Source organism: Brachybacterium sp. SGAir0954, from assembly GCF_005490785.1.
Taxonomy (GTDB): domain Bacteria; phylum Actinomycetota; class Actinomycetes; order Actinomycetales; family Dermabacteraceae; genus Brachybacterium; species Brachybacterium rhamnosum.
The window spans coordinates 527,691-540,953 of sequence record NZ_CP027295.1; the positions used below are offsets into that span (position 1 = coordinate 527,691).

12 protein-coding genes are annotated in these 13,263 nt (G+C 72.4%); all 12 read right to left on the reverse strand.

Going from position 1 to position 13,263, the window contains the following annotated elements; genetic code table 11:
* Position 1: 1 nt before the first annotated feature.
* The 12 genes from C1N80_RS02345 to C1N80_RS02400 all read right to left on the reverse strand — a co-directional run bounded on the left by C1N80_RS02345 (position 2) and on the right by C1N80_RS02400 (position 13,261).
* Positions 2-751 carry an SDR family NAD(P)-dependent oxidoreductase gene (locus C1N80_RS02345; RefSeq protein ID WP_137769308.1) on the reverse strand — a complete coding sequence of 250 codons (750 nt, stop codon included), beginning with the start codon at positions 749-751 and terminating at the stop codon, positions 2-4.
* 39 nt (positions 752-790) lie between these two features.
* Positions 791-2,122, reverse strand: a complete 1,332-nt coding sequence (locus tag C1N80_RS02350) for a DUF1524 domain-containing protein (protein ID WP_205750662.1) — start codon at positions 2,120-2,122, stop codon at positions 791-793.
* 184 nt (positions 2,123-2,306) lie between these two features.
* Entirely contained in the window at positions 2,307-3,791 is a 1,485-nt protein-coding gene (locus C1N80_RS02355) for an HNH endonuclease signature motif containing protein (protein WP_137769310.1), read from the reverse strand.
* Positions 3,792-4,386: 595 nt separating this feature from the next.
* A complete protein-coding gene (locus C1N80_RS02360; protein ID WP_137769311.1) occupies positions 4,387-5,142 on the reverse strand; it encodes a GntR family transcriptional regulator in 756 nt (251 codons plus the stop codon).
* Positions 5,143-5,193: 51 nt separating this feature from the next.
* On the reverse strand, positions 5,194-6,654 hold the full coding sequence (locus C1N80_RS02365; protein ID WP_137769312.1) for a sugar porter family MFS transporter: 1,461 nt from the start codon (positions 6,652-6,654) through the stop codon (positions 5,194-5,196).
* Between the two features lie 26 nt (positions 6,655-6,680).
* Entirely contained in the window at positions 6,681-7,724 is a 1,044-nt protein-coding gene (locus C1N80_RS02370) for a Gfo/Idh/MocA family protein (protein ID WP_137769313.1), read from the reverse strand.
* Entirely contained in the window at positions 7,721-8,584 is an 864-nt protein-coding gene (gene iolB / locus C1N80_RS02375; RefSeq protein ID WP_137769314.1) for a 5-deoxy-glucuronate isomerase, read from the reverse strand. The genes C1N80_RS02370 and iolB overlap by 4 nt, the downstream gene beginning before the upstream one ends.
* Before the next feature lie 20 nt (positions 8,585-8,604).
* Entirely contained in the window at positions 8,605-9,498 is an 894-nt protein-coding gene (locus C1N80_RS02380) for a deoxyribose-phosphate aldolase (RefSeq protein ID WP_137769315.1), read from the reverse strand.
* Positions 9,495-10,514: a 5-dehydro-2-deoxygluconokinase gene (gene iolC / locus C1N80_RS02385; protein WP_205750663.1), complete on the reverse strand. Its 1,020-nt coding sequence runs from the start codon at positions 10,512-10,514 to the stop codon at positions 9,495-9,497. Before iolC ends, C1N80_RS02380 begins: the two co-directional genes overlap by 4 nt.
* A gap of 131 nt (positions 10,515-10,645) precedes the next feature.
* Positions 10,646-11,038, reverse strand: a complete 393-nt coding sequence (locus C1N80_RS02390) for a tautomerase family protein (RefSeq protein ID WP_137769317.1) — start codon at positions 11,036-11,038, stop codon at positions 10,646-10,648.
* On the reverse strand, positions 11,038-12,042 hold the full coding sequence (locus C1N80_RS02395) for a sugar phosphate isomerase/epimerase (RefSeq protein ID WP_137769318.1): 1,005 nt from the start codon (positions 12,040-12,042) through the stop codon (positions 11,038-11,040). The genes C1N80_RS02390 and C1N80_RS02395 overlap by 1 nt, the downstream gene beginning before the upstream one ends.
* Before the next feature lie 25 nt (positions 12,043-12,067).
* A complete protein-coding gene (locus C1N80_RS02400) occupies positions 12,068-13,261 on the reverse strand; it encodes a Gfo/Idh/MocA family protein (protein ID WP_137769319.1) in 1,194 nt (397 codons plus the stop codon).
* Positions 13,262-13,263 lie beyond the last annotated feature (2 nt).

Below are 13,263 nucleotides of genomic sequence, written 5' to 3' on the forward strand. Positions count from 1 at the left end.
CTCAGGGCAGGATCGCGTCCGTGTACCCGCCGTCGACGCGCAGCGCCCCGCCGGTCGTCGCCGAGGCGAGCGGGAAGCTGAGGTAGACGACCATGTTCGCGATCTCCTCGGGGCGGATCAGGCGCTGCACGAGGGACTGCGGGCGGTGCAGCCGCATGAACTCGGCCTCCGCCTCCTCCCACGGCAGGGACGTGTCGACGAGCTGGTAGACGAAGTCCTGCACGCCCTCGGTGTAGGTGGGGCCGGCGATCACGGAGTTCACGGTGACACCGGTGCCGGCGGCGTCCTTCGCGAAGCCGCGGGAGACGGCCAGCAGCGCCGTCTTGGAGACGCCGTGGTGGATCATCTCCGCCGGGGTGACGATCGCGGAGTCGCTCGCGATGTTCAGGACCCGGCCCCAGCCCGCCTCCTTCATGCGCGGCAGCGTCGCCCGGATCAGGCGCACCGCGGCGAGGACGTTGACCTCCCAGTACCGCTGCCACTCCGCGTCGGTGATCTCGAGCGCGGGCGTCGCACCGAACACCCCGAGGTTGTTGACCAGGATGTCGACGTCGCCCACCTCCGCGAGCGCGGCGGCGAGGCCGTCCTCGGTGGTGACGTCCCCGGGTGCGGCGACCAGGAGCTCGCGCGGGACACCATCGCCGACGAGCGCGTCGACCGCCTCGGCGAGCCGCTGGACGATCGCGATGCCGATGCCCTGCGTGGATCCGCTGACGAAGGCGGTGCGATCGGTGAGGTCGAGGGTGAGCATGCGGTCCTCCTCGATGGGTGCCGGCGATCTGCCGCGACCCTACTCGCAGCCCACCCCGTCACCGTCGCGGTCGAGGTGCTTCGCGTAGCCGGGCTCGCCGCGGTGGATCGGGTCCGCGCCGGCCTCTCGGACCTCGGTGCAGTTCTTGTAGTACACCGAGCCACCGGAGGAGCTCTGCTGCTTCTCGGGCGCCTCCGTCGTCGGTTCCGGCTCGGCCTCCTCGGGGGCGGTCGTCACCACGTCGCCGTCGCCGCGGTCCGGCGTCGGGTCGTCGTCCTCGACCGCGGCGAAGCCGTCGCAGGTCCCGAGCACGCGCTCCATGGCGTCGCCCTCGGCGGGCTTCACCCACAGCTCGTACTTGGCCTTCACGGCGATCTGCCGTGCCACGTACTCGCAGCGGAAGTCCTTCGCGGGCGGCAGCCAGGTCGCTGCGTCACCGTCGCTCTTCTGCCGGTTGAGGCCCGAGTCCACTGCGAGGACGTTCAGCGGGTCGTTCGCGAAGGCCCGGCGGGTGTCGTCGTCCCAGCTCGAGGCGCCGGTCTGCCAGGCGTCGGAGAGGGCGACGACGTGGTCGATGTCGACCTCGGAGTCGCTGCGGTCGAAGTCGATCTCCTCGCCGCCGTAGGGGTCGTCGAGGGTGCCGGTGAGCACGACGCAGCCGTCGGTCCCGGCCTTGAGGGTGATCGCGGTGAGGTCGCGCCGCAGCACGTCGTTGCGGGTGTCGCAGCCGTTGCGGTCCACGTCGTCGCGCCAGTGGAACAGCTCCCGGTCGTAGCCGGTCTTCGGTGCACGTCCCTTCTCCTCGAGCCCCGCGAGCACGGCGAGCGCCGTGCCGGCCCCCGGGGACTCCGTCGTGGGAGCCGCGGTGGTCGGGGCAGCCGTCGTCGGCGCGGCAGTCGTGGGCGCTTCAGTCGTCGGAGCGGCCGTGGTCGGCGCCTCGGTCGTGGGGGCCTCCGTCGTCGGCGCTGCCGTCGTCGGATCCGGCTCCTCGATCTGCTGCACGGCGATCGTCGGTGCCCCATCGGCGGGGGCCGGCGGCTCCACGGCGGACCCCAGCGCGATCAGGCCGACGAAGCCCGCGACGAGCGCGGAGCTGATGATGCGGCTCGCCCATCGGGTGGGGGTGTCGGAGACGAGCGGCCGGCCATGCGCATCGCGAGTCCGACCGACGAGCAGGAGCACGAGGTCCACGAGCCACCACAAATAGAGCCCGCCGAAGGTGAGGAGCTTCAGCGCCCCTGTCCTCCACCGGCCCAGGTAGAAGCGGTCCGCTCCCAGCGCCCCGAGGAACAGGGAGAGCACCCAGGTGATCGCGTAGCTCTTCTGCCCGCGTCGCTGCGGCGATCGCCCGCTCCGACCGTCGTCCTGCACCTGTCCGTCCCCCTTGCGACACTCCTTGTGTCCACCTGACAAGAGTACGGAGGAGTCCGACATCCGAGTCCCTGCTCCCGCGTGCTCCCCGAGGTCTGGCCGCAGGGACCGACCTCTGCGCAGCGGCTCGATTCACCGGACGTCGCCACGTTCTGCGGGCCGAACGGCTGAGCGGTCCTCCGGCTCAGAAGGGCGGCGGCTCGGACTCGGCGATCTCCTCGTCGAGCGGGGCGAGCGAGGCGATGAGGCGCTCCGCCTCGTGCTCCGCCCAGGCGTCCTCGAGCAGCTCCACCATGGCAGGGGTGAGCAGGTCCGTGTTCTGGCGGGTGTCAAGGGTGAGCAGCTGACCGATCTCCCAATGGGTCGTCGTGCCATCCGGCGCCTTCTCGGGATCGATGAGGCGTTCCGTCTTCAACCGGTGGTGCCACCAGCACAGTCGGTGGAGGTTCCGGATCTCCGTCGCTCCCCCGCTCCCCGGATCCTCGTGGCTGAACTCCTCGATGTGGTCGATCTCCGCCGGGGTGAGCCGGCCGCGGATGCAGCCGGGCACCGCACACACCGGGTCCCGCAACCGCAGGTGCTCGGCCATCGCGGTCGTGGGCCGGTACTGAGCGGCAGGGACGGGGAGGAAGGCGCCGTCAGCCGGGTCGGTAAGGATCCGGTGCCAGGTGCGGGACCCTGCGGCGAGCCGGCGCGCGAGCGGCGCCGGCAGCGGGATGACGCCGTCGAGCGTGCCGGGGGCATCGGCGAGCCCCAGGAGGGTCAGCGCGGGGACCACGACGTTGACACGGGCATCCACACCCCGGCGCTCGACGCCGGGCGTCTCCAGCTGGCTGCGGGTGAGGATCGCATAGCGCAGCGCGGCGAGCGGGAGCGGGTGACCGCTCGCGACGACGTCGCCGTCGAGGTCGAAGGGCACCGGCTCCCCGGCCTCGAGCGCGTGGCGCTGGGCGCGCTGGACGGACCGGGCAGTGCCGTCCACCTGCTTCATGAGCGCATAGATCTCGGGGATCGGGCCGAGGACCGAGAGGCAGGCGAGTCCCGAGCCCTCCGCCAGGATCTCGCATCGCACGTCCCGCATCGCCGCGGGGCCGGGGCGCGCAGCATCCGTGTCCCACCAGGTCACGAGCAGGGACAGCTCGCGACGGTAGCGATCCGCCGGGATGTTCTCGAGGTCCCATTCCGCGACATAGGAGTCCACCACGCGGCGCTGCTGCGGCGCGAGCGGGCGGACCTTGCGCACGAGGTGCTCGAAGGCGGGGACGGAGATCTCCCCCGCGGCGAGGCGCCGGAGGACGAGCGGCAAGTCGGTCACGGCGAGGCGTGCGTCGCGCAGCAGGCGCTCCGCGGTGGGGAGGTCCGTGCGCAGCGTGTTCGCGATGACGACGGCGTTGACGTCCGCCTGGTCGTCGGCGTCCTCGACCCACAGCAGGTGGATCTCGCCGATCTCCTCGGCGAGCTCGCGGGACTTGCGGCGCTGGCGCACGAGGAGACGCTCCGCGATCGGGACCTCGACGCCGTCCATGCGGACGTCCGACTCCGCGGCGATGCGCTCGAGGGTGAGCGGCCTGCGCGCGCGGATGATCCGTCGCGGCGGGAAGGACGGCGGCGCGGCGACGGCGAGCGGTGCCCCGATGGGCGCCTCGGCGCCTGCCGTCCCCTCACGCATCTCCCCCACCCCTCCCGTGCCGCCGACGGGCCATCAACCCCGTCGCCTGTCATCCCAGTTTAGAACACGCGTTCGCCCACGGCAAGTGATTCGATGCGGAAACCTGAAATTGTGGACAACAGGGCGGTGGGGAGGAACGACTGGGCACCGACCTGTACCGATTCCCTGTGGCGTCGCCGGCGGGACTCGCGCCGGTTATCCACCACCCCGTCCACCAATGTGGATAACCGGGCGATGTGGAGGAAACGCTCGAGCCTCGTCCGCCGCAGCGCGACGGTGCCCCGCGCCCGCCGCCTCCCCTGCACGGGGCAATCGGGGACGATGCCCTCGAGGAAGCGGTGGGGATACCGGGGGTGGGCGGCGCGGCGGCGCCCCGATGCCCAGCGGGGTGAGCTCGGGGGCGCGGGTGACCCGAGCGCGGCCCCCTCCGCCGCGACGGGCGCGGTGAGCGGCGAGCGGGTCCCGGTCCGCACCGGGGCCGGCGGCTCTCGCGGGACCGCAGGCGCAGGCCGAGTGCACGAGGGGATGCGCGTGAACGACCGGTCAGCGGCCCGCGATCGACGGCGGCACGATCACCCTGCGCACGCGGCGCTGATCAGGAGTCGACGAGCGTCACCGAGAAGGAGTAGCGGCTCGCGCGGTACACGTGGAAGCCGTACTCGACGACGCTGCCGTCGTTCGCGAAGGACTTCCGCTCCATCGTCAGCAGGGCCGCGCCGATCTCCTCGTCGAGCAGCTCCGCATGCTCCTCGTCCGCCACGGTCGCCCCGATCCGCTCCTGCGCGAGCACCGAGACGATGCCCCGCTCCCGCAGGCACGCGTACAGGCCGTTCGCGGCGAGCTCCGCGCGCGAGGGGGCGATCCGCTCGGGGACCACGTTGCGCATGACCGCGAGCGGCTCGTCGTCCGCGTAGCGCACGCGCAGGAGGTCGAGCACCTGGTCGCCCGGGGAGAGCTGGAGCCGGTCCACGGCCTCCGGGGAGGGACGCCCCACCCGGTACTCGACGATCTCCGTGCGCGGCGACTTCCCCGCCGTGCGCAGGTCGTCGTAGAGGGAGGTCAGCGCCACCTGCCGGCTCACCGGGGCCTGCACCACCTGGGTGCCCACGCCGCGCTTGCGCACGAGCATGCCCTTGTCCACGAGGTCCTGGATGCCCTGGCGCACCGTGGGCCGGGACAGACCCAGCCGCTTCGCGAGCGCGAGCTCGTTCTCGAGGCGGCTGCCCGGGGGCAGGGCCCCCGAGCGCACGGCCTCCTCGATGGCGCCCGCGAGCTGCAGGTAGAGCGGCGTCGAGGAGGACCGGTCGACCTGCACCTCCACGAGGGTCCCCTCGGGCGGGATCGTGGTCATCGCGGGCTCCTTCGTCGCCGGATGCTGGTCCGGACAAATATACGGGCGCTGTCAGCTGTCCTGCTTGAGCTTCGGGAGGTAGATCTCGCCGGTCGTGACGTCCTCCTCGAGCTGCTCGAGGGTGCGGCCGCGGGTCTCCGGCACCCACCTCAGGACGAAGAGGAAGGCGACGACGTTGAGCACGGCGAACACGAAGAACGTCGAGGAGAGCCCGAGCCCCGCGATGATCGAGGGGAAGAACAGGCCCAGGATCGAGTTCGTCATCCACAGCACGAACACGCTCACGCCCATGCCGAAGGCGCGCATCTTCTGCGGGAAGATCTCCGAGAGCGTCACCCAGGTCGCCACGTTCAGGCACAGCTGCATCGAGCCGACGAAGGCGGTGATGAGCGCGAGCAGCACGAAGGGCTTCGCGGTCCCCTCCGGCATGACCGAGGCGGTCGTGCCGATGAGCACGTGGAACAGGGCGACCAGGCCGTAGCCCCACAAGAAGGTCTTGCGGCGGCTGAAGCGGTCCATCATCTGCAGCGCGACCACCGCGGCGACCACGGAGATCGTGGCGGGGGCGATGCTCGCGATGAGCGCGCCACCGCGGCCGAATCCCGCGACCTCGAGCACCCGCTCGCCGTAGTACTGGATCGCGTTGATGCCCGTGGTCTGCTGGAAGAAGCCGAGACCGCAGCCGATCAGCACGATCTTCACGAGATTCTTGTTCCTCAGGATCCCGTCGACGCCCATCGAGGTGCGCTGGGACTCCGCGTGGCGGGCGAGCGCGATGTCCTCGAGCTCGGGCTCGGCGCGGCCCGTGGGGCGCAGCCGGTCGAGGATCTCGAGGGCCTCCTGCTGGCGACCCTTGTCGACGAGCCAGCGCGGCGACTCCGGCATGCGCACCATGCCGATGAGCAGCAGCACCGCGGGGATCGCCGCGAGCAGGAACATGACCCGCCAGATGCCGGGGAACTGCTCGCCCCAGACGTTGCCGATGATCGCGTTCATGACGATCGCGAGCAGCTGGCCCAGCACGATCATGAACTCGTTGCGGCCCGCGAGGGAGCCGCGGATCTCGTAGGGGGCGAGCTCCGCGAGGAACACGGGGACCACCACGGAGGCGGCGCCGACGGCGAGACCGAGGACGATCCGACCCGTGACCACGAGCGCGAGGCCCGGCGCGGTCACCACGAGCAGGACGCCCACGATGAACAGCACGGCCATGACGAGGATGGTGGTGCGTCGGCCGATCGCGTCGGAGACCCGGCCGCCCGTGAGGGCGCCGACGGCGCTCGCGAAGAGCAGGGAGCTCACGGCGACGCCGAGGCCGATCTCGGAGAGCCCGAGATCCTCGGTCATGAAGCCGCCGGCGCCGTTGATGACGCTCGTGTCGTAGCCGAAGAGCAGGCCGCCGAGCGTCGCGACGAGGGCGACGAGGCCCAGCCGGCGCTTGTAGGGGCCGGGGGTCAGCGGCGGGAGCTGCGTGGTGCCCTGGGAGACCGGGGGGACAGGACTGTGGGACATGTCGAGACTCCGTTGTCGTCGAGGGGTCAGGGACGGGGACGGGCGGTGACCGCGACGAAGCCCTCGGCGGTGAGGGCCTGCTCCGCGGCGCGGCAGGTGGCGGCGGCGAGGTAGCCGTCCCAGGAGGTCGCGGAGCGCTCGGCGACATTCGAGCCGTCGGCGATCGCGGCGATCCAGGCCTGCACCTCGGCGTCGTAGGCGTCGACGAAGCGGGGGCGGAAGTCCGCCGGGATCGCCCCGCCCCAGGTGCCGCCCTCCTGGTGGGTGGTGACGCGGCCGTGCTCGAGGCCGATGGTCGCGATGCCCGCGGAGCCCACCGCCTCGGTGCGCACCTCGTAGCCGGACGCCGTGTTGACGTACAGCTCGTCGGTGACGATGCGGCCGGCGTCGGTGCGGAAGAGCAGCAGCATCGGGTCGTGCTGGCCCTCGGCGGCGCGCGGGCCGGGGACGGGCAGGATCACCTGCACGCCGGTGACCTGCTCGCCGAGGAAGTAGTGGATCGCGTCGACCTCGTGGACCGCGGAGTCGTAGACCATCATCGTGTCCGTGAAGCCGGGCAGGGTGTGGGCGTTGCGGTGCTTGAGGTTCAGCAGGCTGATCTCGCCCAGCGCGCCCGCGGCGATCGCGTCCCGCAGCTCCGCGTACTCGCGGTCGAAGCGGCGCATGAAGCCGAGGGACACGTAGGGGACGCCGGTCTCCGCGCGGGCAGCGGCCTCCGCCTCGACGACCTCGTAGGCGTCCTCGGGGTTCATGGCGAGCGGCTTCTCGCAGAGCACGGGCTTGCGGGCGTCGATGCAGGCCACGGCCTGGTCGCGGTGGAAGCTGCCAGGGCTCGCGATGAGCACTGCGTCGACGTCCTCGGCGGCGATGAGCTCCTCGGGGGTGCCGACGACGCGGCAGCCGGGGACCGACGCGGCGATCTCCTCCGCCTTGTCGCGGAAGTAGTCGGTGACGACGGCGACGCGGGCGCCCTTGATACGGCGGGCGATGCGGGCGACGTGGTCGGCGCCCATCTGGCCCACGCCGATCACGCCCACGCGGATGTCGCTGGCAGGGGCTGTGGTGGTCATCGGGTCTCCTCCCAGGTGCCGCGCACCCAGGTCTGGTCGGGGTGGTCGGTGATGTCCCAGGCGCGCTCCGGGGCGGGGCCCGCCATGACGTTGAGGTAGTACATGTCGTGGCCGGGGGCGGCCGCGCAGGGGCCGTGCCAGCCGTGGGGCACGAGGACGGTGTCCCCCGAGCGCACCTCGACGAGCAGGTCCAGCGGCTCGGCCTCGCGGCTCGAGGTGGTCCGGTGGAAGCCGAAGCCGGGCGTGCCGGCGGGGGCGTCCTGGATCTCGTAGTAGTAGATCTCCTCGAGCTCCGATTCGGAATCCGTGGTCTCGTCGTGCTTGTGCGCGGGGTAGCTGGACCAGTTCCCGCCGGGGGTGATGACCTCGCAGGCGATGAGGCTATCGCAGTCGTCGAAGGAGCCGACGGTGCCGAAGTTGCGCACCTGGCGGGTCATGGTGCCGCCGCCGCGGGTCTCGACGGGGACGTCCTCGGCGCGGATCACCGCGGCCGGGAAGGGCCGGGTCGCGACGGCGGCGGCGAGCGCGAAGCGGCCCCCGTCGTCGCTCGCGACGACGAGGTGGGAGTCGATGCCGACGTAGGCGACGTCGGTCGCCCCCGCGAAGACGCTCTCGCGGCCGCGCAGCACGAGCTCCTGCATGCCGCGGGCGTCGCTCACGGTCACGGTGCAGGCGCCGCTGAGCGGGACGACCATGAGCTCGGTGCGGGCGGTGCCGATCTCGGCGCGGCCGCCCGGCTCGAGGGCGAGGACGCGCAGGCCGGTGTGCTCCCAGCCGTCCCGCTCCCCCGGGTCCACGACGGTGTCGTAGGGGCCCTGGGCGGTCGAGCCGGCGGGGAGGTGCAGCTGTGTCCCGGTCATGGGGTTCTCCTTCCGGTGGGTCAGCGGATCATGGCGACGGAGGCGGCCACGGCCGCGTTGACGTCGTCGTCCGCCGGGTAGAGGAGGGTGCGGCCCACCACGAGGCCGCGCACGTTGGGGCGGTCCAGCGCGCGCTTCCAGGTCGCGCGGAGGGTCGCGGGGTCGTCCTGCGCGGGGTCGCCGCCCAGGATGAGGGTGGGCAGCGTGGTCGCGTCCATGACGCGCTCCATGTCGTCCACCGCGGGCAGCTTGAGCCACGTGTAGGCGCTCGTCGCGCCGAGGCCCTGGGCCACGTGGATCGAGCGGATCACGGCCTCCGGGGAGAGGTCGTTGACGACCTTCGTGCCGGGGCCGCCGGGCCGTGAGGACCAGAACGGCTCGACCATGGCGATGAGCTCGTGGCGGGCGAGGTCGGTGACGCCCTGCGCGGTCGCCTCGAGGATGAAGGAGGTGCGGTCGTCCTGCAGGTCGATGCGGGTGAGCATCTTGCCGCCGTCGAAGCCGGAGGCCTTGATCGACGCCGCGTCGTAGGCGGTGAAGCGGTCCTCGATCTCCCACGAGCCGCCCTGGAGGCCGCCGCGGTTCATCGAGGCGAAGACGATCTTGTCCTCGAGGGCGCCGAGCAGCAGGAGGTCCTCGAGGACGTCGGCCGTGCCGAGCACGCCGTCCACGCCGGGCACGGCGAGCGCCTCCCGCATGCGGTCGAGCATCTCGGTGCGCGAGGCCATGGCGGTGGGCCGCGAGCCGACGCCGAGGGCGCCGCGGGCGGGGTGGTCGGCCGCGATGATCATCATCGTGCCGTCCGTGTCCGCGACGGTGCGGCGGGAGCGGGAGGCGGCGAGCCGCGCGATCCGCGCCGGGTCTTCGATGCGGATGCGGGTGACGTCCTCGTAGGAGGTCGCGAACTCGCTCATGCGCGGGCCTCCTGGCCGGTGCCGCGGGAGCGCAGCGCGGAGAGCATCTGCTCGACCGTCTGCCCCTGGTTGGGGTCGCCGCCCGCGAGGAGCGTGTCGATCTCCTCGGTGGTGGGCATGGCGGTCGAGCACTCGAGGCGGCTCGTGACGATCGCCCCGGCCGCGTTGCAGCGGGTGAGGGTCTCCTCGAGGGACTGCCCGGTGAGCAGCCCGTGGCAGAGGGAGCCGCCGAAGCTGTCCCCCGCGCCGAGGCCGTTGATGACCTGGATGAGGTTGGGGGCGACCTCGACGCGCTCGTCACGGGTCTTGCCGAGCACGCCGCGCGGGCCCTGCTTGACGATCGCGATCTCGACGCCGGCCTCGAGCAGGGCATCGGCCGCGCGCTCGGGCTCGGTCTCGCCGACGGCGACCTCGCACTCCTCCTTGTTGCCGACGGCGACGGTCGCGTGCTGGAGGGCCTCGCGGTACTGCTCACGGGCCTCCCGGACCGAGTCCCAGAACATGGGGCGGTAGTCGAGGTCGAAGACGGTGTGGGTGGTGCGGCCGCGGGCCTGCAGGGCCGCGTGATGGGCGCTGCGGCTGGGCTCCTCGGAGAGGCCGGTGCCGGAGAACCAGAACAGGGGGACCTCGCGGATCGCCTCGAGGTCGAGGTGCTCGGGGGCGATCTGCAGGTCCGGGGCGCTGGGCCTGCGGTAGAAGTACAGCGGGAAGTCGTCCGGCGGGAAGATCTCGCACAGGGTGATGGGGGTGTTCAGCTCCCCGTTCGGGACGACGAAGCGGCCGGAGACGCCGAGGCGCTCCATCTCCTGGACCACGTAGCGGCCGAAGGGGTCCTCCCCCACGCCGGTGATGACGGCGGGGCGGTGGCCCAGGCGCGCGGCGGCGACGGCGACGTTCGTGGGGCTGCCGCCCAGGAACTTGCCGAAGCTGCTGATGTCCTCGAGTCCCTTGTCGATCTCGAGCGGGTAGAGGTCCACGCCGCTGCGACCGACGGTGATGATGTCGAGCTCTGCCATGGGGATCTGTTCCTCCAGGTCCTGCATCGTTGCGGGCGGGGCGCCGGCGGCTCGGCCGACGTCCCTGTCGGATCATCCTCGCACCGCCGCTGCCATTTGTACATACAAAGTCGGAGATTGTTCGGCGGTGTCTAGGTAAGCTCGCCGGTGAGGAACTGCGCGCGGCCGTGGCCGAAGGACCAGTCCTCCCGCGCGTTCTCCACGACGGAGACCACGAGGTCCTCGGGACGCACGAGCCCCGCGCCGCCGAGCCGCTCCGCGAGGGCCGCGTAGACCGCCTGCTTCTGCGCGGCCGAGCGCCCCTGATGGGTGATCTGCACGATCACGACGCCCTCGCCGCGGTCGATGCCGAGCCCCGTGTCCTCCGCGATGATCGCGCCCACGGGCAGCGTCTCGAGGATCTGGTAGCGGTCCCCGGGCGGGGCCGCGAAGTGCTCGAGCATGACCTCCTGAACGAGATCGGCCAGGCGGCGGGACTGCTCGGGCGTGCGCACGGCCTGCTGCGTGATCCGGACGAGCGGCATCACAGCCCCGCTTCCCGGGCCGCGGCGAGCAGGGCGCCGGCGCCGCGCTCGAGACCCTCGACGCGGTCGAACGCCGCGTCCTCGTGCTCGATGTTGATCGCGAGGTCCGGGTCCACCGCGGCGAGCGTCCGGAGGACGCCGGCCCAGTAGTCCACGTCGTGGCCCTCGCCGATCGCGACGAAGCGCCACGCCGGATCCTCGGGCCAGGTCGAGCAGAAATGGCCCACGCCCGTGGGCGTGCGCGCCGCCGGGTCCTCCGGCACCGGGCCGAAGGCCGGGTCGAGCACGCCGCGCACGGCCGCCCCGGGCAGCACCGCCGTGTCCTTCGCGTGCACGTGCGTGATGTGCGAGCCCAGGCGCTCGATGCAGGCCACGGGGTCCATCTGCTGCCAGAAGAGGTGGCTGGGGTCGAGGTTCACGCCGAGGTGCGTGGGCTCCACGCGGTCCAGCAGCTGCTCGAAGCTCAGCGGCGTGAACACGAGGTTCCGCGGGTGCATCTCGAGGGCCACGCGCACGTCCCGCTCCCGGGCCAGCGCGTCGATCTCCTTCCAGAAGGGCACGGCGACCGACCACTGGTACTCGAGCACCTCGAGGTCGATCCCGTTCCACGGGTTCACGACCCAGCTGGGGTAGCGGGCGCCCGGGTCCGAGCCCGGGGTGCCGGACATGGCGACCACGTCCCGCACCCCCAGCTCCCCCGCGAGCTCGATCGTGCGCCGCAGGTCGTGGGCGTGGGGCACGCCCTCGGTGGGCAGCGGGGAGAGCGGGTTGCCGGAGACGGTGAGCCCGTTCAGCGTCATGCCGCGGCCCTCGAACTGGGCGAGCAGCTCGCGCCGGGCGCGGTCGCTCGCGAGCAGCGCGTCCACGTGCGCGTGCGGCGAGGGGATGAAGCCGCCGGTGTTGATCTCCGCGCCGGTGAGGCCCGCGCCCGCGAGCACGTCGAGGGCCTCGGGGAGGGTGCGGTCCTGCAGGCAGGCGGTGTAGGCGCCGAAGGTGAAGCTCATGATGCTCTCCTCTCGGGGGGACGGGTCAGTCGATCGCGACGGCCGCGCCGCCGGCCGCGGCGGAGTCCGCGACCGCGCCGAGGATCCGCATCTGGCGGTAGCCGTGCTCGAAGCTCGCGCAGGGCGGCAGCGCCCCGTCGGTGATGCCCGCGACCTGCTGCAGGAAGGCGTGCGCCTGGTAGGTGAACTGCTCGATCTGGTTCAGGCCCACGCCGCCGAAGGCCATCGAGGAGCCGTTCGCGAAGTAGGGGAAGGAGGGGTTCACGAGCACCTGGCGCAGCCCGCCGAGGCCCTCCGGGGAGGAGGAGTCCGCGAGCTGGATCTCGCCCGTGCGGTCGAGCGACCAGGTGGCCGTGCCGCCCGTGCCGAGCACCGCGAGGTTCTTGTAGTTGGGCAGGCCGTGGGCCACGCGGGAGAGGGAGAAGGTGCCGGCGGCGCCGGAGGCGAAGCGCGCGGTGAAGGTCGCCATGTCGTCGTTCTCGACCTCCTCCTTGGGGGCGTCGGCCGCCGCGGCGACCCCGCGGCCGCCCGCGACGGCGCCGCCCGCGACGGGGCGCTCGGCGATCGTGCGCACGAGCTGCGCGCCGGAGACCTCGACGACGGGGCCCATGATGAGCTCGGCCGAGTCCACGAGGTGGGAGCCGACGTCGCCGAGGGCGCCGGTGCCCATGGGGCCCTTGTAGCGCCAGGCCATGGGCACGTTCGGATCCGCGCCGTAGTCGCACCAGTAACGGGCGTCGAGGTGGGAGAGCTCGCCGAGCGCGCCCTCCTGGGCGAGCTGCGCGAGCTTCGCGATCCCGGCGTTGCGGCGGAAGGTGTAGCCCGTCGCGAGCACGAGCTCGGGGTGCGCCCGCTGGAGGGCGGCCATGGCGGCGGCGTCCTCGAGGGTCCCGGCGAGCGGCTTCTCGCACAGCACGTGCTTGCCGGCCGCGGCCATGGCCTCGGCGATCTCGCGGTGCAGGGCGTTGCCGACGACGATCGAGACCACGTCGATCGAGTCGTCCTCGGCGACGGCGCGCCAGTCGCCCACGGCGTTCTCGTAGCCGTAGCGGGCGGCGGCGTCCTCGGCGAAGGGCAGGTGGGCGTCCGCGATGGTCGCGAGGCGCACGGGCGGCAGGCCCAGGTCGTAGACGGTGCCGGCCTGGCGCCAGGCGTTGGCGTGGGTGCGGCCGGCCATGCCGGCCCCGATCACGGCGACGGAGAGGGGTGCGGTCGTCATCG

Bases quoted from the DNA above. Each gene is read 5' to 3' on its own strand.
- C1N80_RS02395 (WP_137769318.1), bottom strand. From the start codon at position 12,042: ATGAGCTTCACCTTCGGCGCCTACACCGCCTGCCTGCAGGACCGCACC.
- iolC (WP_205750663.1), bottom strand. From the start codon at position 10,514: ATGGCAGAGCTCGACATCATCACCGTCGGTCGCAGCGGCGTGGACCTC.
- C1N80_RS02370 (WP_137769313.1), bottom strand. From the start codon at position 7,724: ATGACCACCACAGCCCCTGCCAGCGACATCCGCGTGGGCGTGATCGGC.
- C1N80_RS02360 (WP_137769311.1), bottom strand. From the start codon at position 5,142: ATGACCACGATCCCGCCCGAGGGGACCCTCGTGGAGGTGCAGGTCGAC.
- C1N80_RS02355 (WP_137769310.1), bottom strand. From the start codon at position 3,791: ATGCGTGAGGGGACGGCAGGCGCCGAGGCGCCCATCGGGGCACCGCTC.
- C1N80_RS02365 (WP_137769312.1), bottom strand. From the start codon at position 6,654: ATGTCCCACAGTCCTGTCCCCCCGGTCTCCCAGGGCACCACGCAGCTC.
- C1N80_RS02345 (WP_137769308.1), bottom strand. From the start codon at position 751: ATGCTCACCCTCGACCTCACCGATCGCACCGCCTTCGTCAGCGGATCC.
- C1N80_RS02390 (WP_137769317.1), bottom strand. From the start codon at position 11,038: ATGCCGCTCGTCCGGATCACGCAGCAGGCCGTGCGCACGCCCGAGCAG.
- iolB (WP_137769314.1), bottom strand. From the start codon at position 8,584: ATGACCGGGACACAGCTGCACCTCCCCGCCGGCTCGACCGCCCAGGGC.
- C1N80_RS02380 (WP_137769315.1), bottom strand. From the start codon at position 9,498: ATGAGCGAGTTCGCGACCTCCTACGAGGACGTCACCCGCATCCGCATC.
- C1N80_RS02400 (WP_137769319.1), bottom strand. From the start codon at position 13,261: ATGACGACCGCACCCCTCTCCGTCGCCGTGATCGGGGCCGGCATGGCC.